Origin of the sequence: Glaciihabitans tibetensis (genome assembly GCF_003003265.1) — a bacterium.
In the GTDB taxonomy this organism is placed as follows: domain Bacteria; phylum Actinomycetota; class Actinomycetes; order Actinomycetales; family Microbacteriaceae; genus Glaciihabitans; species Glaciihabitans tibetensis.
On the sequence record NZ_PVTL01000006.1, the window covers coordinates 146,736 to 171,345 of the forward strand.

Genomic DNA, 24,610 nt, shown 5'->3' on the forward strand with positions numbered 1-24,610 from the left:
CGCCCACCGTGACACCCGAGGGGAACCCCGAATGAATACTCTGACCTCAGACAACAGCTACCCGACGCGGGCAAGCCTGCGCCGGGCGGCACTCCCGTTCGCGGAACACCAGGACATCTCGCGCACGATCCCGCCGATCCCGCGGGAAATCGCGCCCGAGCCGTCCGCGGTGGACGCGTGGCAGCTCGCTCCCAAGCCGTCGGAGCTGCCCGCATCAGGCCCGGGCATGTTCGGCCTCAACGCGGCGGGCGAGCTGGCAACACCTGTCGCCCAGCTCCCTGTCGCTCCAACCCCTGTCGCTCCAACACCTGCCGCTCCATCACCTCTCGCTCCAACCCCCGCGCCGCGACCAGCCGGCCTGCCCCGACTCGCCACCGCGCCGCGCACCGCGGTGCTCGAGGTGGGGCTCCGTACGCCGGAGGCACTCTCGACCGGGACCGTGGAGGGCGAAGGGGAGCCGGCGGCCGCGGCATCCACCGTCCCTGATGGAGCAGACGCCGACCTGCTGCGCGCGCTGGCGCAGGTCGTTGAAGTGGGCGGATCCGACCTGCACATCACGGGCAACGCCGGGCCGACCCTCCGCGTCGACGGCAGGCTGCGGCAGGTTGAGGGGAGCGCCGTGTGGTCGCGCGAGAAGGTGCGGGCGGCCCTGCTCAGTGTGCTGACGCCGGCGCAGCGGGATGCTTTCGCCGACGTTCTCGAGCTGGACATCGCGCTGACGCTGCCGACGGGCGCGCGCTTCCGGGTGAACTTCTACCAGCAGCGCGGCGCGATCGGGGCAGCGTTCCGGCTTGTGCCCACCCGGATCAAGCCGCTCGAGGAACTCGGCGTTCCCGACACGATCGGCCGGTTTGCCGCCCTCCCGCGCGGACTGGTGCTGGTGACGGGACCCACCGGTTCGGGCAAGTCGACCACTCTCGCCGCCCTCATCGACCTGGTCAACCGCACCCGGGCCGACCACATCGTCACCGTCGAGGACCCGATCGAGTTTCTCCACAGCAACAAGCGGTCGCTGGTCAACCAGCGCGAGGTCGGTTCCGACACCCACAGTTTCGCCGCCGCGCTCCGGCACGTGCTGCGGCAGGACCCGGACGTCATCCTCATCGGCGAACTGCGCGACCTCGAGACCATCTCGGTGGCGTTGACCGCGGCGGAGACGGGTCACCTCGTTTTTGCAACCCTTCACACGCAGGATGCTGCGCAGTCGATCGATCGCATCATCGACGTGTTTCCATCATTCCAACAGGCGCAGGTGCGCGCGCAACTGGCCGCGACACTGCAGGGCGTCGTCTGCCAGATGCTGCTGCGACGCTCGGACGGCGAGGGCAGGGTGGTCGCCACAGAAGTGCTCGTCACCACCCCGGCGATCGCGAACCTGATCCGCGACGGGCGCACCCACCAGATCCGGTCGGCGATGCAGGCCGGGCGCGAGCTGGGTATGCACACGGCCGATCAGCGGCTGGCCGAGCTGGTAAACCTCGGAACCATCACCCACGCCACCGCCTACGAGAAGGCGCAGGACGTCGGCGGGCTCCGCCAGCTGATCGAACGCGAGGAACCGGCCGGGAGCGCCCCTCCCCTCGCGGTCGGGGGCGTGGACTTCGGCGACACGTTCTCCACGGCTGGTCCGACCAGATGAGCGCGGTGGGCGCGGTCGATCCCCTGCAGAGCTGGGCATACAAAGGCACAGACTCGTCCGGCAAAGCCGTACGGGGGCGCATCGAGGCGCGCACCGAGGCGACCGTGACCGCGCGGCTGCGGGCGCAGGGAATCTCGCCGTCCGCGATCACTGTTGCATCCGCGGCAACCGGGCTGAACCGCGACATCTCGATTCCCGGCCTCGAGAAGCGCATCAGCCTCGCCGACCTGGCCGTGATGAGCAGGCAGCTGGCCACGATGATCTCCTCGGGCATCACGCTGCTGCGCACCCTCAGCATCCTCGCCGAGCAGACCGAGAATCCGAAGCTCGCGGGGGTGCTGCGCACGGTGCGCGGTGATGTCGAAGGGGGGATGTCGCTGTCCGATGCCCTGGCCAAACACCCCCGCGATTTTCCACCCCTGATGCTGAATCTCGTGCGCACGGGGGAGACGTCGGGATTTCTGGAGCGGGCGCTCGACGCCGTCGCGAACAACTACGAGTCCGAGGTGAAGCTGCGCGGCACCATCAGGAGCGCGCTGACCTACCCGGTGGTCGTATTCGTGATGGCCATCCTCGCGGTGATCGGGATGCTGCTGTTCATCGTTCCGGTGTTTGAGCAGATGTTCGCGGACTTCGACAGCGAACTCCCGCTTCCGACGCTGGTGCTGGTGGCGCTGTCGGATGTGATGGCGTGGGTTGCCCCCGTACTACTCGTGCTCGCCATCGTGGGCGGGATCTGGTGGCGCCGCCATCGTCACGAGGAACGGGTGCGCCAGGTGCTCGATCCGCTGCTGCTCAAACTGCCCGTGTTCGGGCCGCTGCTGCAGAAGGTCGCGATCGCGCGGTTCTCGCGCAACTTCGCGACAATGATCGGCGCGGGTGTGCCGATCCTGAAGGCGCTCGGCATCGTGGGCGCGACCTCGGGCAACTGGGTCGTCGAGCGCGCCCTGTTCACCGTTCAGGAATCGGTGCGCCACGGCAGGAGCATCGCGGCCCCGCTCGCCGAGGAACCGGTCTTTCCCGCGATGGTGACGCAGATGATCGCGGTCGGGGAGGATGCCGGGGCGCTTGAGCCAATGCTCGACAAAATCAGTGCCTTCTACGACCAGGAGGTCGAGGCGACGACATCCCAGCTCACGGCCCTCATCGAGCCCATCATGATCGCCTCGGTCGGCGTAGTGATCGGCGGGATGATCGTTGCCCTCTACCTGCCGATCTTTTCGATCTTCGATCAGATCCGCTAGCGCTCTCTCGTGTAAGTGTGCGCTGATCTGGGCTTTTGTTTTCGGGGTTGCCCCCACTTCTGGGGCGCGGAAACCGAGGATTCACCCCAATTGTGGGGGCGGCAAAGCTGCAGATCGTACAGAAACATCGTGTTCCACGCACTCACCTACCCGAAGGAATGAACAGTGAAAACAACAATCGCCAACTCCCTGGCGGCCCGTCGTGCCTCCGTTGCCTCATCCGACATCGACCCCGCGAAGGACGGCGAGTCTTCGAGGGAGAAGGGCTTCACCCTCGTCGAGCTGCTCGTAGTGGTCGTCATCATCGGCATCCTCGCCGCCATTGCGATCCCGACGTTCCTGAACCAGCGGCAGGCGGCGTGGGAGGCGCAGGTCACTTCGGATATCGCGAATGCCGTCATCGCGGTCGAGACCATCGCGGTAAACAACAACGGCTCGTACTCATCGATCACGACCACAGATGCTCTCAAGAATGCGGGCTACAGCAAATCGGCTGATGTGACTCTCACGCCCGCAATCGATGGCGCCGGGTACACGATCTCGGGTCGCCATTCCCGGCTAGGAACCATCAAATGGACCTACACGAGTTCGACCGGTTTGGTCACAGAATCAGCCGTGACAGCCGGTACCTAGCCCCAAGACTCGGTGGGGTCCCGTTCCCCCCAGCGGCACCCCACCGAACCCTCCCTCGTGGCCCTAACCACGCGGGAGACCCCACAGAAACACCGCTCTACCCCGCAAGTGCTCTACCTAGCACGTGCTCCACCTAGCAAGTGTTGCGGCACCGCTGGTTTCCCCCGGCCCGCGGTGCCGCACCCTGGGGGAAACGCCCGCCCGCGGCATCCCGCAGCACCCGCCTTACCTGCCGCACCACCGCCCCGAAGCGAGGTGACACCATGACCGCAGCACAGAACACGCCGGCCCCACCCACCCAGCACGCCGAGCAGCCCGAGCATGGCATCGCGGACGACGCCGGGTTCAGCCTCGTCGAGGTCATGGTGGCGCTGTTTGTCTTCGCCCTTCTCTCGACCGGAACCGCCTACACGGTGCTGAGCGTGATCCAGCTCGATCGTGATTCCCGAGCCCGCCACGTCGCCGCAAACCTTGCCGCCGAGGAGATCGACCTGGCCAGGGACGCAGCAAGCGTGATGGCATTGACGGATGTCACGCGGCCAGCTCAGCGCGTTGGTGGCGACCTTTTCCACGTAGTCGTGAAGACCGCGTGGGTGTCGGCCACGGGCACGGATGACGCGTGCGGGGCGACCGGCGGAACCCTGCTGTACAAGCGGATCAACGTCGAGGTGCGCTGGGACAACCAGCGCGGCGGCTCGAGCCCCGTGCGCGCGGACACCGTCATCACGCCCAACTCCCACCTCAACTCTCCCGACAGCGGAACCATCCTGGTGCGGGTGCTGGGAACGTCCGGTTCCGGTGTTTCGGGGGTCGGCATCACTGCGACACCCTCTGCCGTCGCAAACGGAGCAACCAGCAGCGCGAACGCCACGACGGACTCCCAGGGCTGCGCGTTTCTCACCCGCCTCACGCCCGGCAACTACAGCGTTACGGCCACCGCGGCCGACCACTTCGACTCGATGGCGCAGGCCAGTTCTCCCGTGGCGACCGTTCCCGTCGTGGCCGGGTACTCCGCGGGCGCGTCCTTCTCCTACGATCGCGCGAGCCAGTTCACCCTGACCTACGCGCCGACCGCGACGCCGACCGTCCCCGCGGGCGCGGTGTACCTGCCGCGCAACCTCGACACGAGTTACCTGGCTGCGGATGGACGTGTGACCGTGGCATCCCTCACCGGATCCGGCACGAACACCACCCGCACCCTCACGGCGTCGCTGTTTCCGTTCGCCTCCGGGTACGAGGTAATTGCTGGGGTGTACACCGCGGACGCGTCCTGCCTGTCGATCGACCCGGCCGCGTGGGCTCCGGTGACCGAGGCGGGCGTGGTCCTGACGGGCACGCGCACGAAGGTCGCCAGCAGCCCGGGGGAGTCCGTCGCCGGCACCGTACCGATGGGCATCCTCACGGTCACCGGCCTGGCTCCCGGCGCCAATCTCACGGCCGTGAGCGCCGCGGCCCCCGCGTCGACCGGCGATCCCGGCTGCACCCGCGCCACCACCTACGCGTTCGGCGCCGTGCCGTCGGGGTCGACCATCGCGCTTCCGTTCGGATCCTGGACCCTGCACTCGACCGCGGCGACGGCCCCAGGAGCGGCGGTGCCCGGCAGCACCGTGCCCGGAGCCACCGTGCCGGGATCGGCAATCACGCTCGGCAGCCGCGGCAGCGTCGCGGCAACTGTCATCACGCTCGATCCGCGGGTCGCGCCATGAGCGAACCCGTCCCGCACCACCGACTCGCGCGCGACCAGTCAGGCATCAGCCTGGTCGAACTCGTCATCTCGATCGCGCTCACCGCCATCATCGCCACGCTGATGGTCTCGATCGTCGTCACCGTGTCGCGCAGCTTCACCCGCGAAGCGCAGGCATCCGCCAATTCGAGCTCGGCGTCGATCGGCATGCGCGAACTGTCCCGCGTGATCCGCTCGGCCGCGGAGGTCTCCCTCATCGGCACGCCCGCCGGCACCGCCCCGGCCAACGCGATCCTCCGCGCGACGGCCGCCGAAATCACCCTTTACTCCTTCATCGATGCGGATGCCGCGGCGCCGGCACCCCTCGCCGTGAAGTTCACCGTCACCGCCGGGGGCACCCTGACCGAGACCCGGTGGGTCGGCAGCCCCGCGACGCCAAGTACCCCCGCGACGCCGAGTACCCCCGCAACGCCGGGCATTCCCGCGACTCCAGGCGGCCCGGCAGCTGCCACGGCGACGACGCCGTGGCACTTCGCCACCGAACCCGCATCCGAGCGCACGATCGTCCGCGGCATCCTCACCGATTCCGCGACTCCGCTTCTGCGCTACTACAACGCGGCCGGTTCCGAGCTGGTTCCCGCACCCGGCGCCGCCCTCGATTCGGCGCAACTACCGGCCATCGCCTCCGTACGGGTGACGCTCCGGGTGCAACAGAGCCCGCAGCCCGCGAGTGAAAGCAGCAGCGCGAGCTCTGGGACCACCGCCATCCTGGACAACACGATTGGACTCCCCAACCTCGGCATCAGCCGCGTGCGGGGCACCCGGTGAGCCGCCGTGCTTCGCCGCCCGCAACCGGCAGCGTGGCATCCACCAGTCCAACCGGCAGCGTGGCATCCGCCCGCTCTGCGCCCCCCGCCCTCAGCGTCCTTCGTCGCCTCGGCAGCACGCTCCGGCGCGACGAAGACGGTGTCGCTCTCGTCATGGTGATCGGCGTCGGTGCGGTTCTCGCACTGCTCACGGTCGCCGCCGTCGCGATTGCCCTCGGTAGCGCCCGCACGGCGCGCACCGACCAGGACTGGAACGGAGCGCTCGCCGCCGCCTACGCCGGGGTCGAGGAATACCAGAGCCGCCTCGCCGCCGACCCCAGCTACGGCCGGTACGGTAACCCGGCCGCGCCCTACTCCGCCCCCTCGGCGACCGCTATCAGCCTTCCCGCCGGAGCCGCCGCCAACCCCGCGTTCGGAGTAGGCCTCACCGGCAGCTGGGCGAGTGTGCCGGGCAGCGGGGGCACCGCGAGCTTTCGATATGAGGTGGATGTCTCGGAGTTTGACATCACCGGCAGCATGTCCCTGCGCTCCACCGGCCGCGTCGGCACGCAAACCCGCACCGTGATCGCCGAGCTCAAGGTGAACAGCTTCCTCGACTACCTCTATTTCACCGACTATGAGGTAGCCGATCCCACGGGCGCCTCTGCCGCCGTAGTCCACGACTGCACCCGGTACGCATATGCGGGCCGCACCGACGCGAACCACTGTGGCGAGCTCTCGTTCATTGGCTCGGACGTGCTCAACGGGCCCGTGCACTCGAACGACACGATCCGTTCCTGCGGCGCCACCTTCAAGGGCCCCGTCACCACGGCCTACAGCGCCCCGAGCGGCACGCCGCTGTACGCCCCGATGGACTCGAACAGCCACCCCTGCGGAGCTTCGACCTTCTCGCCAGCCACCGGCCCCACAACGGTCGGCGCCGTCGTGATGCCCGCGACCAACGCGGCGCTCATGCTCGAGACCCGCAGCGACCTGACCACCCCGGCCGGCTGCCTGTTCACCGGTCCGACCCAGATCGTCTTCAACGCCACCGGCACCGTCACGGTGCGCTCGCCGTGGACCCGCCAGACCCAGGTCACCGGCGACCCGGCCAGTGGGGGCAGCGCGCCGGCCGCCTGTGGGGTGCCCGGCGCGACCGGTCTCGGCTCGCGGGACGGGTCGACCTTCGCGGTGCCGGCCAACAACGTGATGTACGTGCAGGATGTCCCGGCCGTAGCCACCGACCCGAACTACTGGAGCCCCACCGCGTTTCCTCCCGTGCAGGAGGCAACCGGAACCGGCACCGTACCGCTGAGTTGCACGGGCGTCGACGGGCACGGCTCCGATAACGGCATCGGCTACCCCACGACGAACGAATCCGCCAGCGCGACCGACTACGGCTGTCGCACCGGCGACGCTTTTGTGCGGGGAGTGCTCAACGGGTCGGTGACGGTCGCGACATCCCACCTTCTCTACATCGTGGGCAACATCACGCTGGCAAACACGACCCGCGACATGCTCGGCTTGGTGGGTAACGACGCTGTTCTGGTATGGAACCCGGTGGATGCCTCCGGCGTTTCGGTGATGCCCGACGCCGAGCGAGGCAGCCGGAGCATCCACGCGGCGGTGCTGTCGGTCAACCACACCTTCCGGGTGCAGAACCCGTCCAAGGGTGGCGCCCGCGGATCGCTCACGGTGGTGGGCGCGATCGCGCAGAAGTTCCGCGGAACCGTGTGGGTACGGACCCCGGACGGCACGGTCCACGGCTACACCAAGGACTACTCCTACGACTCCCGCTTTGCGACCCGCACCCCGCCGAAGTTTTTGCTGCCGGTGAGCACCAGCTACGCGGTCACCCTGTGGATCGAGACGCGCGCCGCCTTCGCCGCAGACGGAGCGGCACGATGAGCGCCGCGCTGCTGATAAGCGCGCTTGGCGGATCCCTGGGGCTCGCGATCGGATCGTTCCTCAATGTGGTCGTCTGGCGGGTGCCCCGCGGTGAGTCGCTGGTCGCGCCGCCGAGCGCGTGCCCCCGCTGCTCCCACCCGATCCGAGCGCGGGACAACGTGCCGGTGGCGTCCTGGCTGCTGCTCCGGGGCCGCTGCCGCGACTGCGCAGAACCGATCCGGGCGCGCTACCCGCTGGTCGAGGCGACCACCGCGCTCGCGTTCGTTGCGCTCACCCTGTACTACGTGTTCGAGGCTCCCGGCCGGCTCGCCGAGCTGCCCGCGCTGTTGTTTCTGGCCGCGACATCCATCTCGCTCGCCCTCATCGACATCGACACCCACACGCTCCCCAATCGCATCGTGCTGCCCGCGTATCCGATCGGCGCGGCACTACTACTCGGCGCAACCGCGGTCGCGGGCGAGTGGGAGGCACTCGTGACCGCGTTCATCGGGGCGTCACTGCTCTTCTCCTTCTACCTGGCGCTCGCCCTGGCCTACCCGCGCGGCATGGGCCTCGGCGACGTCAAACTCGCAGGGGTGCTCGGCCTCTACCTCGGCTGGTTCGGCTGGGCGGAGCTCGCGGTCGGGGCGTTCGCGGCGTTCCTGCTGGGCGGCGCGTACTCCGTGGCGCTGCTCGCCGCTGGCAGGGTTCAGCGCGGCGGTGGGGTGCCGTTCGGGCCGTGGATGCTCGCGGGCGCCTGGGTCGGAATCCTGCTGGGGGAGCGCATCGCGCACGTGTATCTGACGTCTGTCGGCCTGACCTCTGTCGGCCTGACCTCTGTCGGCCTGAACTAAAGGAGCAGCACATGACCCAACGCATCGTCGGTGTCGACATCGGTTCGGACGCCATCCGCGCCGTCGAGGTGGAGGGCGCCGCCGGCTCGCATCCGTCCATTCGCGCGTTCGGTCAGATCAGTGTGCCGCCGGGCGTTGTCGCAAGCGGGGAGGTGATAGAGGTGGATGCCGTCGCGGCACTTCTGCGGGAGCTCTGGTCAATCCACCGCTTCAGTTCCACCCGCGTCGTGCTCGGTGTCGGCAACGCCCGGGTTCTCGTACGCGACCTCACCGTGCCCCGCGGCACCATGGCCCAGATGCGGCAGGCGCTGCCGTTCTCCGTGCACGATCTGCTCACGGTGCCGACATCGGAGGCGATTCTCGACTTCTATCCGATCTCGGAGGCGGTGGCAGACGGGTTGCCGGTGGTGAGCGGTCTCCTCGTCGCCGCGGTCGCCGAGACCGTGAGCGCGCTGATCGCCGCCGCCACCCAGGCCGGACTCACCGTGGTCGACGTCGACCTCGCGCCGTTCGCCCTGGTGCGGGCGCAGGCCGCGTCGTTTCGAACGTCGACCGTGGCATTGGTGGATGTCGGCGCCCGCACCACCACGGTTGTGGTCGCCGCTCGCGGGGTGCCGCATTTTGTGCGCATCATCCCGACCGGCGGCCACGACCTCACCCGGCTCATCGGGCAGACGCTGGCGGTGCCGCTCGAGCAGGCGGAACGGATCAAACGCGAGGTGGGCCTGGTGCTCGGGCCGTCGGACCCGGACCCTGCGCAGAGCCAGGCCGCCGCCGTGATCAACGACTTCTCCCACGACCTGCTGGAGGCGGTGCGCAACACCCTGCGCTACTTCGAAAACGCACACCCCGAACATCCGCTCGAGGGCATCGTGCTCACCGGTGGTGGTGCGCGACTGCGCGGGCTCCCGGCCGCGCTCGCCGAGATAACCCGGCTGCCGTCCTTGGTGGGCAAACCGCTCGCCGGGCTCTCCGTTGACGACGGCGCCGCGACATCCCCCCGCCGCGGCGCAGATGCGCCCATGACAATCGCCCTCGGTCTCGCCATCGGAGGAGCCCGCACGGGTAATCCCGCCGACTTCTTCGGTGTCGCGGGCCAGCCGCGGGTGAGCCTGCTTCCGCCCGAGATCGGGCTGCGCGCCCGGGCCCGCACACTCAACCGACGCTTCGCGCTCGCCGCGGCCACCGTGCTGGTGGCGACCGTCGCGGGAGTTCTCGGCGCCGGATGGTTTGCCGGCCAGGCACAGAACCGCCTCGACGCGGCCCAAGCGGAAACCACCGCCCTGCTCGATCAGCAGAAAAACTACGCGGAATCGAAAAACCTCGCCGCGCTGCTCGCCACCCTGCACGACGCTCGGGCCTACGGAGCATCCACCGAAATCGACTGGGCCGCCTACCTCTCCCTCATCGAGGCGACAATGCCCGCGGGGACCAGTCTCATCGAAGCCGCCGCCAGCGCCGCCGCACCCTGGGAGGTGCAGCGGCCACCGGCCGGGCCGCTCCGGGGTGACGTCGCCGGAACCCTCACGCTGCGTACCTCGAGCTCATCTGAGGGCGACCTCACCGCGTGGGTACGCAGCCTCGAGGCCCTGCCCGGGTACGCCGACTCGTCGCTGGACGCCCGTTCCCTCGACGAGACCGGCGCCCGCCCGGGGTACATCGCCGAGGTCACCCTCAACGTTGGTGCCGACGCGCGCGCTCGCCGCTTCGCCGCCGCGGAGACCCCACCCCAGGACGGGCCGGTGGGCGGCACCGTCGACGCGGCCGGAGAGTAGGACACCATGCCCATTACCCGCCTGCCCGCCAAACGCCTGCCCACGAAACGCCTGCCCGCACAACGCCTGCCCAACCCACGGATGCCGCTCATCATCACCACGGTCAGCTGCTGTGGAATTCTCGCCCTCGGGTGGTTCCTCGGTGTGTCGCCGCAGGTGGATGCCGCGGCCGCCTCCCACACCGCCCTTGCCAGCACCGAGCTGCAGAACGCGAAGCACCGCACCACCCTGCTCGCCCTCATCGAGCAGCACGCCCGCATCGATGCGATCCGGGCAGAGACGCTCAGCCTGCGCGGTGAGATTCCCGCGGGCCTGGGCCTGCCAGACCTGGTCGATGAGATGACCGCGGTCGCGGCGGCTCACGGGGTGGTGATCACACGCTACGGCGCAGAAGAGCCGCTGTCGCCGATCTCCCTTGCCGAAGCGGCGCAGGCCTCGGTCGCTCCGACGACCGAGCCCACGGGGGAGCAGCCCGCCGCACCCACCGCTGGGCAGCCCACGGCACCCGCCGCCGAGTCGATCGCCGAGTCAGCGGCAACCGCACCTTCACCGCGCGTGACCGCCGGCAACCTCTACGCCGTGCCGATCACTCTCACCCTGAGTGGCACACCGGCCGACGCGCGCGCGATGGTCGGCGAGCTCCAGCACGGACGGCGCCTGTTCCTCGTCACCTCAGCCGACTTCGTCGCCACCGAGCCGCTTGAGGAAAGCGTGTCGGAGGTGCGCGGGTACGCCTACGTGCTGATCGACGCCGCGACCGGGTAGGGGCGGGCGCGGCCTCGCGCGTCCAGCGCTCTGTCACGCAGCGTTGCTAAAGTGACATCCGTCCATCCGGGTTGCCTTGATCCGCGTGGTTCCGGGCAGCGAGGAGCACCACAGTGAGCGACGACAACTCTGGGGCACAGTCTCCCCGCGACGCACCGAACGCGCCCGCACGAGATGCCGCGACCTCGCCTGAGCCCGCCGAGACCTCGCCCGAGCATGCGGAGTCCTCCCCGGCCCACGGTGCCGACGACTCTCACGCGGCGGTCGGGTCGAAGTACATCCCGCCCGCTCTCGTGGAGCCGGATGCCGCGGCGCGCGTGATCGCCGCTTCCGCCGTTGCCCAGCGTGCCGCAGCACGTGCCGCCGCCCGCGCCCTCGCGTCGAACGCACCACCCGCGCACCAGTCCCCGGCTGGCGCAGTGCCGTTCACCTCGCCGGACACGGTGATCGACCGCTCCCAGTACGTGATCGACGCGTCTACGCCCGCGTCCACGTCGACAAACACGACCCTGGCCCTCGCCTCCGCCGCCGCCCCCACAGTCGCGTACGCGACCGCCCCCGCCACTGCCGCGTCGGACGGCTCTCCCCAGAATGGCTCCCCGCAGAACGGCTCCCCCCAGAACGGTTTCGCGCACGGCAGTTTCGCCAACCACGGTGTCGCCAACCACGGTGTCGCCGACGACGACCAGAACGCGCAGCCGCGGGTGGTCTACGTGGAAGCGCCCATGCCGCCAGCGAAGCGGAACAACCGCGGAGTCGGCTCGTTGCTCGCCGCGCTCTCCGCTCTTGCGTTCGCCGCGCTGTTTGCGGTCGTCATCTTTGCCCTGTTCTACCTCACCACCGGACGGGTGGTCACCAACTTCCTTGGTCAGGCGAGTTTCTTTGTTCCTGTGGTGCTGTATGCGATCGGGTTCGTCGTTCTGGTGCTCATCGCCAACCGGGCGGGCTGGTGGGCTTACGTGCTCGGCAGCATTCCCGTGGCGCTGTTCACCTACCTCGTGACCATCGGCGTTCTGCTGCTGTTGAGCGATGTGGTGAGCTCGACTCCCGCAGAGGCCAGCGCCGAGTTCGCCCGTGCGCTCGTCAACCCGCTGGTGATCGCGGCCGGCGTGCTCGCGCGCGAGGTATCTCTCTGGACGGGGCTGGCGATCAGCGCGCGGGGTCGCCGGGTGAAGGTGCAGAACGCCGAGAGGCAGGCGCAGTTCGAGCGTGATGTGATTGAGCGAGGAACCCGTCATGGCCACACCTCCGCAGCCCCCCGCGCCGCCTCCTAACCGGTTTCTGCTTCCCGCGCTGGCCACTGTCGCGTACTTCGCGATGGTGATCGCGACCTTTGGGTTCCTCAGCCTGTTTCTCGGACGGGACGTCATCTCTGACCCGGAAGCGGGAACGCTGCTCGGGCCGTCCATGGTGCTGGCAGCGGCCCTGGTCACCTTTCGGGCGCTGGTGCGAACTGCGGGGCGGACAACACCGTGGGGCGCGTCAGCAGCGGCCGTGGCATCCGTCTTCGTGATTATGATCCTGGTCGGAGGTCTCGGGTTCGCCTGGGCACAGGGGGAGCCGGTGTGGCTGCTGATCTATGCGGCGCAGCAGGCGAGCAGCCCGTTTGTGATCGCGGCAGCCCTGCTGTCGGGCGCGATAGTTCTTTCGCTCTGGGCGGTGTCGTCACGCCCGCCGGGCGACGGCCGTGGTATTGACCGCGGAGAGCCGCAAGGCTAGTATTACTTGGGTGTGCGCTTTGTCGTGCGCCTGCATTGTGCCCCTGTGAATCTGATTGTTGACTCACATGCGCTGCAGGTCTGACCACGCCATACACGCTGGGTTTGTTCCTTCCGGAACAGCCCCCACGGCATACCAGCCAGGGCCCGAACGTTTGTGTCCCGCGGTTGGTCCAGATGAACTCGTTGTGCGTCAGTACGTTGGCGCGAAGCGAATGCGAATTAGTAGCAAGCAGCTGTCACCGTGCAGTAAATACAAGGAGTACGTAGTGCCAACCATTCAGCAGTTGGTCCGTAAGGGCCGCAGCCCGAAGGTCACAAAGTCCAAGACACCGGCCCTCAAGAACAACCCGCAGCAGCGCGGCGTGTGCACCCGCGTGTACACGACCACCCCGAAGAAGCCGAACTCGGCTCTCCGTAAGGTCGCTCGCGTCAAGTTGTCGAACGGCACCGAGGTCACCGCATACATTCCCGGCGAGGGCCACAACCTCCAGGAGCACTCGATGGTGCTCGTGCGCGGCGGTCGTGTGAAAGACCTCCCCGGTGTTCGTTACAAGATCGTTCGTGGCGCGCTGGACACCCAGGCAGTCAAGAACCGCAAGCAGGCTCGCAGCCGGTACGGCGCGAAGATGGAGAAGAAGTAATGCCTCGCAAGGGACCAGCACCCAAGCGCCCGGTCGTAGCAGATCCGGTTTACGGCGCTCCGATCGTCAGCCAGCTCGTTAACAAGATTCTCCTCGATGGCAAGAAGGGCCTTGCCGAGCGCATCGTCTACGGCGCCCTCGAAGGTGTCTCCGCCAAGAACGGCGCGGATGCCGTTGTCACCTTGAAGAAGGCCCTCGACAACGTCCGTCCGACCCTCGAGGTCAAGTCTCGCCGCGTTGGTGGCTCGACGTACCAGGTGCCGGTTGAGGTCAAGCCGCACCGCGCGAACACGCTCGCGCTGCGTTGGCTCACCAGCTACGCCAAGGCTCGCCGCGAGAAGACGATGACCGAGCGTCTCACCAACGAGATTCTCGACGCGTCGAACGGTCTTGGAGCCGCTGTGAAGCGTCGCGAAGACACCCACAAGATGGCCGAGTCGAACAAGGCCTTCGCGCACTACCGCTGGTAGTTAGCTCCCGCTGGTTGGGCAAGACACACCGTGCTCGTAGAGTGACTGTGCTCGTAAAGAGCATGTGCTCGTTATGAACACGGGCGTCTGTGCCGCAACATAGTTTCGGCGCGGCCCCTCGGGACCTGCCCAACCAGCCTTCACTCTTAACCCTTTCGGAGGAAATCCGTGGCACAAGACGTGCTCACCGACCTGAACAAGGTCCGCAACATCGGCATCATGGCCCACATCGATGCCGGCAAGACCACCACGACTGAGCGCATCCTGTTCTACACGGGTATCACTCACAAGATCGGTGAAGTTCACGATGGCGCAGCCACCATGGACTGGATGGCGCAGGAGCAGGAACGTGGCATCACGATCACCTCTGCCGCGACGACCTGTTTCTGGAACAACCACCAGATCAACATCATCGACACACCCGGTCACGTTGACTTCACGGTCGAGGTGGAGCGTTCGCTCCGCGTCCTCGATGGTGCCGTCGCCGTGTTCGACGGCAAGGAGGGCGTTGAGCCCCAGTCCGAGACCGTCTGGCGCCAGGCCGACAAGTACGACGTCCCCCGCATTTGCTTCGTCAACAAGATGGACAAGCTCGGCGCGGACTTCTACTTCACCGTCGAGACCATCGTCAAGCGCCTTGGTGCCCGTCCGCTGGTCATCCAGCTGCCGATCGGTTTCGAGAACACCTTCGAGGGCGTTGTCGACCTGGTCGAGATGCGCGCGCTGACCTGGCGCGGAGACTCCAAGGGTGACGTTGAGCTCGGTGCCAAGTACGAGATCGAGCCCATCCCGGAAGACCTCGTCGAAAAGGCCAACGAGTACCGCCAGGTGCTGCTCGAGACCGTCGCAGAAACTGACGACGCGCTGCTCGAGAAGTTCTTCGCGGGTGAAGCGCTCACCGTCGCCGAGATCAAGGCCGCCATCCGCAAGATGACGGTCAACTCGGAGATCTACCCGGTGCTCTGTGGCTCCGCGTTCAAGAACCGCGGCGTCCAGCCGATGCTTGACGCCGTCATCGACTACCTGCCGAGCCCGCTCGACGTGCCGGCAACCGAAGGCCGCGACGTTCGCGACGAAGAGAAGATCATTGAGCGTCACCCCGACGCGACCGAGCCCTTCGCGGCTCTCGCGTTCAAGGTTGCCGTCCACCCGTTCTTCGGTCGTCTCACCTACGTTCGTGTCTACTCGGGCGCAGTCGACTCCGGAGCCCAGGTCATCAACGCGACCAAGGGCAAGAAGGAGCGCATCGGCAAGATCTTCCAGATGCACGCGAACAAGGAGAACCCGGTCGCCGCAATGAGCGCCGGGCACATCTACGCGGTCATCGGCCTCAAGGACACCACCACCGGTGACACGCTCTCCGACCCGCAGAACCAGGTTGTTCTCGAGTCGATGACGTTCCCGGAGCCCGTGATCGAGGTCGCGATCGAGCCGAAGACGAAGCAGGACCAGGAAAAGCTGGGCCTCGCCATTCAGAAGCTCGCCGAAGAAGACCCGACGTTCCGCACCGAGCACAACCAGGACACCGGCCAGACCACGATCAAGGGAATGGGCGAGCTTCACCTCGACATCCTCGTTGACCGTATGAAGCGCGAGTTCGGCGTTGAGGCCAACGTTGGTAAGCCGCAGGTTGCCTACCGCGAGACGATCCGCCGCATTGTGCCGAAGCACGACTTCACGCACAAGAAGCAGACCGGTGGTTCCGGCCAGTTCGCCAAGATTCAGATCTCCATCGAGCCGCTGGAAGTCACGGCCGAGAAGACCTACGAATTTGAGAACAAGGTCACCGGTGGCCGCGTTCCCCGCGAGTACATCCCCTCGGTTGACGCTGGAATTCAGGACGCACTGCACGTTGGTGTCCTGGCCGGCTACCCGATGGTGGGCGTCAAGGCACTTCTGCTTGACGGTGCCGCGCACGACGTCGACTCCTCGGAGATGGCGTTCAAGATTGCCGGATCGATGGCTTTCAAGGAAGCCGCTCGCATGGCACAACCCGTTCTGCTCGAGCCGCTGATGGCTGTCGAGGTGCGTACCCCTGAGGAATACATGGGCGACGTCATCGGCGACATCAACTCGCGACGCGGTCAGATCCAGAGCATGGATGACGCGACTGGCGTCAAGGTCATCCGCGCAAACGTGCCGCTGTCGGAGATGTTCGGATACGTGGGTGACCTGAGGTCGAAGACCTCTGGCCGCGCCGTGTATTCGATGACCTTCGAGTCGTACGCTGAGGTCCCGAGAGCTGTTGCCGACGAGATCATCCAGAAGAACAAGGGCGAATAGCACCCTGACACGAAGGCTCACCGAGCCCGAGTAACATAACAACACACCAATTCCGTGAAGCGTGCGGTTGAGAACCTCAACCGCACGCTTCGCACCAGAGTCCTGAGGAGGACCCACAGTGGCCAAGGCCAAGTTCGAGCGGACTAAGCCGCACGTAAACATCGGAACGATCGGTCACGTTGACCACGGAAAGACCACGCTCACCGCAGCGATCTCCAAGGTCCTCGCCGACAAGTTCCCTTCCGCTACCAACGTTCAGCGCGACTTCGCGTCGATCGACTCTGCTCCTGAAGAGCGCCAGCGCGGAATTACCATCAACATCTCGCACGTCGAGTACGAGACCGAGAAGCGCCACTACGCACACGTAGACGCCCCCGGCCACGCTGACTACATCAAGAACATGATCACCGGTGCTGCTCAGATGGACGGTGCAATCCTCGTGGTTGCAGCGACCGACGGCCCGATGGCTCAGACCCGTGAGCACGTTCTGCTCGCGAAGCAGGTCGGCGTGCCGTACCTGCTCGTCGCGCTGAACAAGTCCGACATGGTTGATGACGAAGAAATCCTTGAGCTCGTTGAGCTCGAGGTTCGCGAGCTGCTCTCCAGCCAGGACTTCGATGGCGACAACGCTCCCGTTGTTCGCGTCTCGGGCCTCAAGGCTCTCGAGGGCGACGAGAAGTGGGTCGACTCGATCCTCGAGCTCATGGCCGCCGTTGACGAGTCCGTGCCGGACCCGATCCGCGACAAGGACAAGCCGTTCTTGATGCCGATCGAGGACGTCTTCACGATCACCGGTCGTGGAACCGTCGTTACGGGCCGCGCCGAGCGTGGAACCCTCGCACTCAACTCCGAGGTCGAAATCGTTGGCATCCGCCCGACGCAGAAAACCATCGTCACGGGTATCGAGATGTTCCACAAGCAGCTCGACGAGGCTTGGGCCGGCGAGAACTGTGGTCTGCTCCTCCGTGGAACCAAGCGTGAAGACGTTGAGCGTGGCCAGGTTGTTGTCAAGCCGGGCTCCGTTACTCCTCACACGAACTTCGAGGGAACCGCGTACATCCTTTCCAAGGAAGAGGGCGGCCGTCACAACCCGTTCTACGCGAACTACCGCCCGCAGTTCTACTTCCGCACCACCGACGTCACCGGCGTCATCACGCTGCCCGAGGGCACCGAGATGGTAATGCCCGGCGACACGACTGGTATGACCGTTGAGCTCATTCAGCCCATCGCCATGGAAGAGGGCCTCGGCTACGCGATCCGTGAGGGTGGCCGCACCGTCGGCGCCGGCACGGTGACCAAGGTTCTGAAGTAACCTCTGCACCACCGCACCATCCGCGCAGCAGCTGAACCGGCCTTCTGGCCCGACAGCATCTGAGTAGCGACCGAGGGGTCGAGTCCACACGGACTCGGCCCCTTTTTCGTGCCCGAGGGCCAGGGCGCGCATGGGCCGCCCCACCATGGGGCCATCGCGTCCCGGATAGGGTATTGCGCTCAGGCGAGCGTGGTAATTGTGTGTACATGCCTCGACTTCGCCGCAGCGACTCGTCATCTCCCGGTGTGCACCGGGTGCGGGCGGGACGCGGTTTCACCTACCGTGACCCCCGCGGGGGAACCGTCACCGATCCCGAGCTGCGAGCCCGATTCGAGTCCCTCGGGATTCCGCCGGCGTGGACCGACGTGTGGATCGCCCCGTTCGCGAACGGTCACATCCAGGCGACGGGCGTCGACGCGGCCGGACGACGGCAGTACATCTACCACCCGACCTGGCGCGAGCAGAAGGACCGGATCAAGTACGATCGCGCTCTCGCTCTGGCCGAATCACTCCCCACCGCGAGGCGTCGAGTCACGATGGACCTTCGCCAGGAACAGCCCACCCGGGAGCGGGCCCTTGCGGCGGGATTCCGGATGCTGGATACCGGAAGCCTCCGCGTCGGGTCCGAGCGTTACGCCGAGGCCAACGGCAGCATCGGCCTCACCACGCTGCTGTGCGCGCACGCCACCGTGTCCGGAGACACGGTACAGCTACGCTTTCCGGCCAAGAGCGGGCAGGCCTGGGACAGCGACATCACCGACCCGGATCTGGCCCGCGTGGTGCGCGGCCTGAAGCGCCGGGGAGCCAACGCGCGGCTGCTCGCCTACCGGGCAGACAACGGGTGGCACCCGGTGTCCGCGGTGGAGATCAACGAGTACGTGCGCGAACGCACCGGGGGCGAGTTCAGCGCGAAGGACTTCCGCACGCTCCACGGCACCGTGGCCGCCGCGGTCAGCCTCGCCAAGCACGGGCCGGCCGCCACCAAAACGGCACGGCAGCGTGCGATCTCGCAAGCTGTGCGCGAGGCCGCTGCCGAGCTCAGCAACACTCCGGCGATCGCCCGATCGAGTTACGTGGATCCGCGCGTGATCGACCACTTCACACACGGCCGCACGCTGGACCCGAACCGGATCCACGCCGCCGAGAGCGAACTGCGCGTGCTGCTCTTCGAATGACCGCCTACCATTTAACCCAGCACGATTCGAAAACCACGCACGATTCAGAACCTCAACCCGATGGGAGCACGACCATGGCAGGCTTCGGCGACATGATGAAGAAGGCACAGAATCTGCTGGGCGACGAGAAGGTGCAGAAGCACCTCAAGAGCGAAAAGGCCGAGGGCATCAGTGACACCGTCCTCGACCGCGCGAGTGATATCGCGAAGAAGGTCTCCGGAGGCAAGCACAACGACAAAATAGACGGTGCACGCGACCAGGCCGACAAGCGTCTCGGCAACGAGTGACAGTGGTCTCGCACCGGTAGTCTCGATACGGATGCCGCCGGGCAATCACCATCCCGCCCGACGAAAGGCTCCGCACGTGCACAGAAGCTACACCGCAGGTCTGCTCCTGCTGACCGCGTCTACGGGCGCTATCGACGCCGTCAGCTACCTGGCTCTGGACCGGGTGTTCACCGGAAACATGACCGGCAACGTGCTGTTCATCGGATTCGCCCTCGTCGGGGTCGCTGGCATCCCGCTGCTGAACAACATCATCGCCCTGCTCGGCTTCGTTGTGGGATCGATCGTCAGCGGCCGGATCGTGGGTCGCGGTCACCAGGAGAAGCTGCCGCTGGCCTCGGCCTGGGTGCTTCTCGTCGGTGGAGCGCTCGCGATCGGGCTGGGCATCTTCTGGACCGTTCTCGGCGACCTGCCCCATCTCGCCATCCTGGTGATCACCTTCCTCCTCGCCGTCGTCATGGGCGGCCAGGTGTCCGCCGTCAAACCGGTCGGCAACAGCGACATCACCACGATCGTGGTGACCAACACCCTCGCGAATCTCGCCCGCGACAGCCGTCTGGGCGGCGGCAAGGGGCAGGCCTGGGTGCACCGCCTGCTCGCGGTTGTCATGATGGGTCTTGGCGCGGCACTCGGCGCCTGGGTGATCACCATCTGGGGCGGCCCCTGGGCCCTTTTTGCGGCCGCGCTGATCTATGTCGCTGGCGCCGTCACACTCATCATCGCGGGGCGTCGCAAGCTCATTTAGGGCGGATGCTGCATCCGCTCGCCCCGCCTTCGAAGAGCACCCCGTGGCCAAGCAGAACACCGCCCCGCAGCGCGACACGCCCGGGTTGCAGCAATGCCCGGAGTGTGGCAAACTCGTCTAGTTCAACATTTCGCCACTACGCGTGTGCGAATCACCACCAGGCAGTGCATAGACCGACGTCCGTTCCAGTGGAACACAGGCGTTGTTGATCTAGGCCGCGGGGGGAAGAACACGGATTACCCACTCCCGAACACAGTTCAGAACACGCATGTGCTCTTGCGGGGTGGGGAACCCCAGTACTTGACAGATAAACAGTGGTGCAAACAGCAGAAGTGCTGGGCTTACCAAGCATCCAATAGTTGTGCGCAAGCACAGACCACGATGCATTAGAGAGAGAGAGTCAGACATGGCGGGACAAAAGATCCGCATTCGACTTAAGTCGTATGACCACGAGGTCATCGATAGCTCGGCGCGCAAGATCGTCGACACGGTAACCCGCGCGGGTGCCACGGTAGTTGGCCCGGTGCCGCTTCCGACCGAGAAGAACATCATCGTTGTGATCCGTTCTCCTCACAAGTACAAGGACAGCCGCGAGCACTTTGAGAAGCGCACCCACAAGCGTCTGATCGACATCATTGACCCGACGCCGAAGGCCGTCGACTCGCTTATGCGTCTCGACCTTCCCGCCGATGTCAACATCGAGATCAAGCTCTAGGCCGAGGAGGAAACCATGACTAACACAAAGACAGTCAAGGGCCTGCTGGGCAAGAAGCTCGGTATGACCCAGGTCTGGGACGAGAACAACAAGCTCGTTCCCGTCACCGTCGTTGAGATCACCCCCAACGTTGTGACCCAGCTGCGCACCCCCGAGGTTGACGGCTACACGGCGATCCAGATCGCCTACGGCCAGATCGACCCCCGCAAGGTGAACAAGCCTGCTGCAGGACACTTCGAGAAGGCTGGCGTCACGCCTCGCCGTCACCTCACCGAAGTTCGCACCGCTGACGCCGCCGAGTACACACTCGGCCAGGAGCTCACGGTTGACACCTTCGAGGCCGGCGCATTCGTCGACGTCGTCGGAACGAGCAAGGGTAAGGGCTTCGCCGGTGTTATGAAGCGTCACAACTTCAAGGGCGTTTCTTCCTCGCACGGTTCGCACCGCAACCACCGCAAGCCCGGCTCGATCGGTGCCTCCTCGACCCCCAGCCGTGTCTTCAAGGGCATGCGCATGGCGGGACGTATGGGTGGCGACCGCGTGACGGTGCTGAACCTCAAGGTTCACTCGGTCGACCTCGAGAAGGGTCTGCTGCTCGTCAAGGGCGCGGTTCCCGGCGCTCGTGGCCGCATCGTATTCGTTCGCAACTCAGTGAAGGGGGCGTAGTTCACATGGCTACCTCACTTGATGTGGTTGACGTCCAGGGCAACAAGGCCGGAAGCGTAGAGCTTCCCGCCGAACTGTTCGACGTACCCACCAACGTTCCGCTCATCCACCAGGTCGTCGTTGCTCAGCTCGCAGCCGCTCGCCAGGGAACGCACTCCACGAAGACTCGTGGCGAGGTTTCCGGTGCCGGACGCAAGCCGTTCAAGCAGAAGGGAACCGGTCGCGCTCGTCAGGGCTCGATCCGTGCACCTCACATGACCGGTGGTGGCGTTGTCAACGGGCCCAAGCCGCGCAACTACGCGCAGCGCACCCCCAAGAAGATGATTGCTGCAGCACTGCTCGGCTCTCTCTCCGACCGCGCCCGCGGTGACCGCCTTCACGTCATCGAGTCCCTCGCCCTTGGCGAGAGCCCCTCGACCAAGGCCGTCATCACGCTGATCGACACCATCGCCTCGAGCAAGCACGTACTCATCGTGCTTGAGCGTGACGACGAGCTGTCGCGTCGCAGCGTGGGCAACATCCCCACCGTCCACGTGCTGCCGCCCGACCAGTTGAACGCCTATGACGTTCTGGTCAGCGACGACATCATCTTCACCAAGGCCGCATTCGAAGCGTTCGTCGCGTCGAAGTCCAAGAAGGAGGAGGTCAGCGCATGACCGCTACGCAGAAGGACCCGCGCGACATCATCATCGCTCCCGTCGTCTCCGAGAAGAGCTACAGCCTGATCGACGATGGCAAGTACACCTTCATTGTTGACCCTCGTGCCAACAAGACGGAGATCAAGCTGGCCGTCGAGAAGATCTTCTCCGTGAAGGTCGACTCGGTCAACACACTCAACCGCACCGGCAAGGCGACCCGTACCAAGTTCGGTATCGGCAAGCGCAAGAACACCAAGCGTGCGATCGTCACACTCAAGTCCGGTTCCATCGACATCTTCACAGCTGTCGGCTAGGGAACAGAGGGATAAACCATGGCTATTCGTAAGTACAAGCCCACGACTCCTGGTCGTCGCGGTTCTTCGGTTGCAGACTTTGCCGAGATTACGCGTTCGACCCCGGAGAAGTCGCTTCTTCGTCCGCTGCCCAAGACCGGTGGCCGTAACAACGCCGGTCGCATCACGACCCGTCACATCGGTGGTGGCCACAAGCGCCAGTACCGCGTGATCGACTTCCGTCGCAACGACAAAGACGGCATCAACGCCCGCGTCGCTGAGATCGAGTACGACCCCAACCGCACCGCGCGCATCGCACTGCTGCACTTCGTCGATGGAACGAAGCGCTACATCGTTGCTCCGAACAAGCTGAGCCAGGGCGACATCGTCGAATCCGGCCCCGGCGCGGACATCAAGCCAGGCAACAACCTGCCGCTGCGCAACATCCCCGTGGGAACGGTCATTCACATGATCGAGCTCAAGCCCGGTGGTGGCGCGAAGATGGCTCGTTCCGCTGGTGCATCCGTTCGTCTCGTCGCCAAGGATGGCCCCTACGCGCAGCTTCGTCTGCCGTCGGGTGAAATCCGCAACGTCGACGCACGCTGCCGCGCCACGATCGGCGAGGTCGGCAACGCCGAGCAGTCGAACATCAACTGGGGCAAGGCCGGCCGTATGCGCTGGAAAGGCGTTCGCCCGACCGTTCGTGGTGTAGCCATGAACCCGGTGGACCACCCGCACGGTGGTGGTGAGGGTAAGACGTCCGGTGGACGTCACCCCGTCAGCCCGTGGGGCCAGAAGGAAGGCCGCACCCGCAAGCGCAAGCTTGAGAGTGACAAGCTCATTGTTCGTCGACGCAACGTCGGCAAGAAGCGCAAGTAGGAGTTGTAGAAGATGCCACGCAGTCTGAAGAAGGGCCCCTTCGTCGACGAGCACCTGCTTCGCAAGGTAGTCGTCGCCAATGAGGCCAAAAGCAAGAGCGTTATCAAGACCTGGTCGCGCCGCTCCATGATCATTCCGATCATGCTCGGCCACACGATCGCGGTCCATGACGGTCGCAAGCACATCCCGGTGTTCGTCACCGAGTCCATGGTGGGCCACAAGCTCGGCGAGTTCTCGCCCACCCGCACCTTCCGCGGCCACGTGAAGGATGACAAGAAGGGTCGCCGCCGCTAACGCGGTGGTGGAAGGAGGAGAGAAATGGTTGAATCCATCGCTCGCGTGAAGCACATTCGCGTTACAGCCACCAAGGCCCGTCGCGTCGTTAACCTGATCCGCGGCAAGCAGGCCACTGAAGCACTGGCAATTCTGAAGTTCGCACCGCAGGGTGCGAGCGAGCCCGTGTACAAGCTGGTTGCATCCGCTATCGCCAACGCGCGAGTCAAGGCAGATGCATCCAACACCTACCTGGACGAGCAGGACCTGTTCGTCTCGCAGGCGTTTGTTGACGAGGGAACGACCCTGAAGCGGTTCCAGCCGCGTGCTCAGGGCCGTGCATTCCAGATCCTGAAGCGCACCAGCCACATCACGATTGTTCTGGCCACGCCAGAGGATGCCGACGTGGCGAAAGCCGCCAAGAAGGCAGGAAAGAAGTAATGGGCCAGAAAGTAAACCCCTACGGCTTCCGTCTGGGAATTACCACCGACCACGTGTCGCGTTGGTTCTCTGACAGCACGAAGGCCGGCCAGCGCTACAGCGACTACGTTGCTGAAGACATCAAGATCCGTAACCTGCTGAAGACGTCGCTTGACCGCGCCGGCGTGGCACGTATCGAGATCGAGCGCACCCGTGACCGTGTCCGCGTCGACATCCACACCGCCCGTCCGGGCATTGTGATTGGTCGTCGTGGCGCCGAGGCCGAGCGCATCCGCGCCGACCTCGAGAAGCTCTCGGGCAAGCAGATCCAGCTGAACATCCTCGAGGTCAAGAACCCCGAGGCTGAAGCTCAGCTCGTCGCACAGGGAATCGCGGAGCAGCTCAGCGCCCGCGTGGCGTTCCGCCGCGCGATGCGTAAGGGCATGCAGGGTGCCCAGCGCACCCCCACCGTCAAGGGTGTCCGTATCCAGGTGTCCGGTCGTCTGGGTGGCGCAGAAATGAGCCGCTCGGAGTTCTACCGCGAAGGCCGTGTGCCGCTGCACACCCTGCGCGCGAACATCGACTATGGCTTCTACGAGGCCAAGACCACCTTCGGCCGTATCGGTGTGAAGGTCTGGATCTACAAGGGCGACATAACGAACAAGGAGCTTGCTCGCGAGCAGGCCAACCAGAAGTCGTCGCGTCCGGAGCGTCGTGATGGCGGTGGCCGCGATGGCGACCGTGCACGTCGTGCCCCGCGTACCGACGCTGTCGCTGCCCCCGTTGCAGCAGGAGTTGAGGCGTAACA

Annotated in this window: 26 protein-coding genes; all 26 read left to right on the forward strand. The window is 65.9% G+C overall.

Annotation, left to right across the window (positions count from 1 at the left end; translation table 11 throughout):
- The first annotated feature begins 31 nt into the window (after positions 1-31).
- The gene (locus B0I08_RS12125) at positions 32-1,639 is read left to right on the forward strand and encodes a PilT/PilU family type 4a pilus ATPase (RefSeq protein ID WP_281260214.1); all 1,608 of its coding nucleotides are present in this window, start codon (positions 32-34) and stop codon (positions 1,637-1,639) included.
- Complete coding sequence (locus tag B0I08_RS12130) at positions 1,636-2,883, forward strand: type II secretion system F family protein (RefSeq protein WP_106213196.1); 1,248 nt, start codon at positions 1,636-1,638, stop codon at positions 2,881-2,883. Before B0I08_RS12125 ends, B0I08_RS12130 begins: the two co-directional genes overlap by 4 nt.
- Before the next feature lie 165 nt (positions 2,884-3,048).
- Entirely contained in the window at positions 3,049-3,516 is a 468-nt protein-coding gene (locus B0I08_RS18175) for a prepilin-type N-terminal cleavage/methylation domain-containing protein (RefSeq protein ID WP_281260215.1), read from the forward strand.
- Positions 3,517-3,779: 263 nt separating this feature from the next.
- Entirely contained in the window at positions 3,780-5,222 is a 1,443-nt protein-coding gene (locus B0I08_RS12140; protein WP_106213198.1) for a carboxypeptidase-like regulatory domain-containing protein, read from the forward strand.
- The gene (locus tag B0I08_RS12145) at positions 5,219-6,028 is read left to right on the forward strand and encodes a PilW family protein (RefSeq protein WP_106213200.1); all 810 of its coding nucleotides are present in this window, start codon (positions 5,219-5,221) and stop codon (positions 6,026-6,028) included. The genes B0I08_RS12140 and B0I08_RS12145 overlap by 4 nt, the downstream gene beginning before the upstream one ends.
- The gene (locus tag B0I08_RS12150) at positions 6,025-7,914 is read left to right on the forward strand and encodes a hypothetical protein (RefSeq protein ID WP_219905661.1); all 1,890 of its coding nucleotides are present in this window, start codon (positions 6,025-6,027) and stop codon (positions 7,912-7,914) included. Before B0I08_RS12145 ends, B0I08_RS12150 begins: the two co-directional genes overlap by 4 nt.
- Complete coding sequence (locus tag B0I08_RS12155; protein ID WP_106213202.1) at positions 7,911-8,747, forward strand: prepilin peptidase; 837 nt, start codon at positions 7,911-7,913, stop codon at positions 8,745-8,747. Before B0I08_RS12150 ends, B0I08_RS12155 begins: the two co-directional genes overlap by 4 nt.
- Before the next feature lie 11 nt (positions 8,748-8,758).
- A complete protein-coding gene (pilM, locus tag B0I08_RS12160) occupies positions 8,759-10,522 on the forward strand; it encodes a type IV pilus assembly protein PilM (RefSeq protein ID WP_106213204.1) in 1,764 nt (587 codons plus the stop codon).
- A 6-nt stretch (positions 10,523-10,528) separates the two neighbouring features.
- Entirely contained in the window at positions 10,529-11,287 is a 759-nt protein-coding gene (locus tag B0I08_RS12165; protein WP_146134407.1) for a hypothetical protein, read from the forward strand.
- 113 nt (positions 11,288-11,400) lie between these two features.
- Complete coding sequence (locus tag B0I08_RS12170; protein WP_106213208.1) at positions 11,401-12,561, forward strand: hypothetical protein; 1,161 nt, start codon at positions 11,401-11,403, stop codon at positions 12,559-12,561.
- Positions 12,524-13,006, forward strand: a complete 483-nt coding sequence (locus B0I08_RS12175; RefSeq protein WP_106213210.1) for a DUF6121 family protein — start codon at positions 12,524-12,526, stop codon at positions 13,004-13,006. Before B0I08_RS12170 ends, B0I08_RS12175 begins: the two co-directional genes overlap by 38 nt.
- Positions 13,007-13,274: 268 nt before the next feature.
- Positions 13,275-13,649 (forward strand): 30S ribosomal protein S12, encoded by a 375-nt coding sequence (rpsL, locus tag B0I08_RS12180; RefSeq protein WP_106213212.1) that lies wholly within the window; start codon positions 13,275-13,277, stop codon positions 13,647-13,649.
- Entirely contained in the window at positions 13,649-14,119 is a 471-nt protein-coding gene (rpsG, locus tag B0I08_RS12185; RefSeq protein ID WP_106213214.1) for a 30S ribosomal protein S7, read from the forward strand. Before rpsL ends, rpsG begins: the two co-directional genes overlap by 1 nt.
- Before the next feature lie 168 nt (positions 14,120-14,287).
- Complete coding sequence (gene fusA / locus B0I08_RS12190; RefSeq protein WP_106213216.1) at positions 14,288-16,402, forward strand: elongation factor G; 2,115 nt, start codon at positions 14,288-14,290, stop codon at positions 16,400-16,402.
- Between the two features lie 118 nt (positions 16,403-16,520).
- Positions 16,521-17,714, forward strand: coding sequence for an elongation factor Tu (gene tuf, locus B0I08_RS12195; RefSeq protein WP_106213218.1), 1,194 nt, complete (start codon positions 16,521-16,523; stop codon positions 17,712-17,714).
- A gap of 206 nt (positions 17,715-17,920) precedes the next feature.
- A complete protein-coding gene (locus B0I08_RS12200) occupies positions 17,921-18,889 on the forward strand; it encodes a DNA topoisomerase IB (protein WP_106213535.1) in 969 nt (322 codons plus the stop codon).
- A 74-nt stretch (positions 18,890-18,963) separates the two neighbouring features.
- The gene (locus tag B0I08_RS12205) at positions 18,964-19,176 is read left to right on the forward strand and encodes an antitoxin (RefSeq protein WP_106213220.1); all 213 of its coding nucleotides are present in this window, start codon (positions 18,964-18,966) and stop codon (positions 19,174-19,176) included.
- Positions 19,177-19,252: 76 nt separating this feature from the next.
- Positions 19,253-19,918, forward strand: a complete 666-nt coding sequence (locus tag B0I08_RS12210; protein ID WP_181243400.1) for a YoaK family protein — start codon at positions 19,253-19,255, stop codon at positions 19,916-19,918.
- A 406-nt stretch (positions 19,919-20,324) separates the two neighbouring features.
- Entirely contained in the window at positions 20,325-20,633 is a 309-nt protein-coding gene (gene rpsJ, locus B0I08_RS12215; protein WP_106213224.1) for a 30S ribosomal protein S10, read from the forward strand.
- A 15-nt stretch (positions 20,634-20,648) separates the two neighbouring features.
- Entirely contained in the window at positions 20,649-21,299 is a 651-nt protein-coding gene (gene rplC / locus B0I08_RS12220) for a 50S ribosomal protein L3 (RefSeq protein WP_106213226.1), read from the forward strand.
- Positions 21,300-21,304: 5 nt separating this feature from the next.
- Positions 21,305-21,955, forward strand: a complete 651-nt coding sequence (gene rplD, locus B0I08_RS12225) for a 50S ribosomal protein L4 (protein WP_106213228.1) — start codon at positions 21,305-21,307, stop codon at positions 21,953-21,955.
- Positions 21,952-22,251 (forward strand): 50S ribosomal protein L23, encoded by a 300-nt coding sequence (gene rplW, locus B0I08_RS12230; protein WP_106213230.1) that lies wholly within the window; start codon positions 21,952-21,954, stop codon positions 22,249-22,251. Before rplD ends, rplW begins: the two co-directional genes overlap by 4 nt.
- 18 nt (positions 22,252-22,269) lie before the next feature.
- Positions 22,270-23,109, forward strand: a complete 840-nt coding sequence (rplB, locus tag B0I08_RS12235; RefSeq protein WP_106213232.1) for a 50S ribosomal protein L2 — start codon at positions 22,270-22,272, stop codon at positions 23,107-23,109.
- A 12-nt stretch (positions 23,110-23,121) separates the two neighbouring features.
- Entirely contained in the window at positions 23,122-23,403 is a 282-nt protein-coding gene (gene rpsS, locus B0I08_RS12240; RefSeq protein WP_106213234.1) for a 30S ribosomal protein S19, read from the forward strand.
- Positions 23,404-23,427: 24 nt separating this feature from the next.
- Positions 23,428-23,823 (forward strand): 50S ribosomal protein L22, encoded by a 396-nt coding sequence (rplV, locus tag B0I08_RS12245; RefSeq protein ID WP_106213236.1) that lies wholly within the window; start codon positions 23,428-23,430, stop codon positions 23,821-23,823.
- Positions 23,823-24,608 carry a 30S ribosomal protein S3 gene (gene rpsC / locus B0I08_RS12250; protein ID WP_106213238.1) on the forward strand — a complete coding sequence of 262 codons (786 nt, stop codon included), beginning with the start codon at positions 23,823-23,825 and terminating at the stop codon, positions 24,606-24,608. The genes rplV and rpsC overlap by 1 nt, the downstream gene beginning before the upstream one ends.
- Positions 24,609-24,610: the final 2 nt, after the last annotated feature.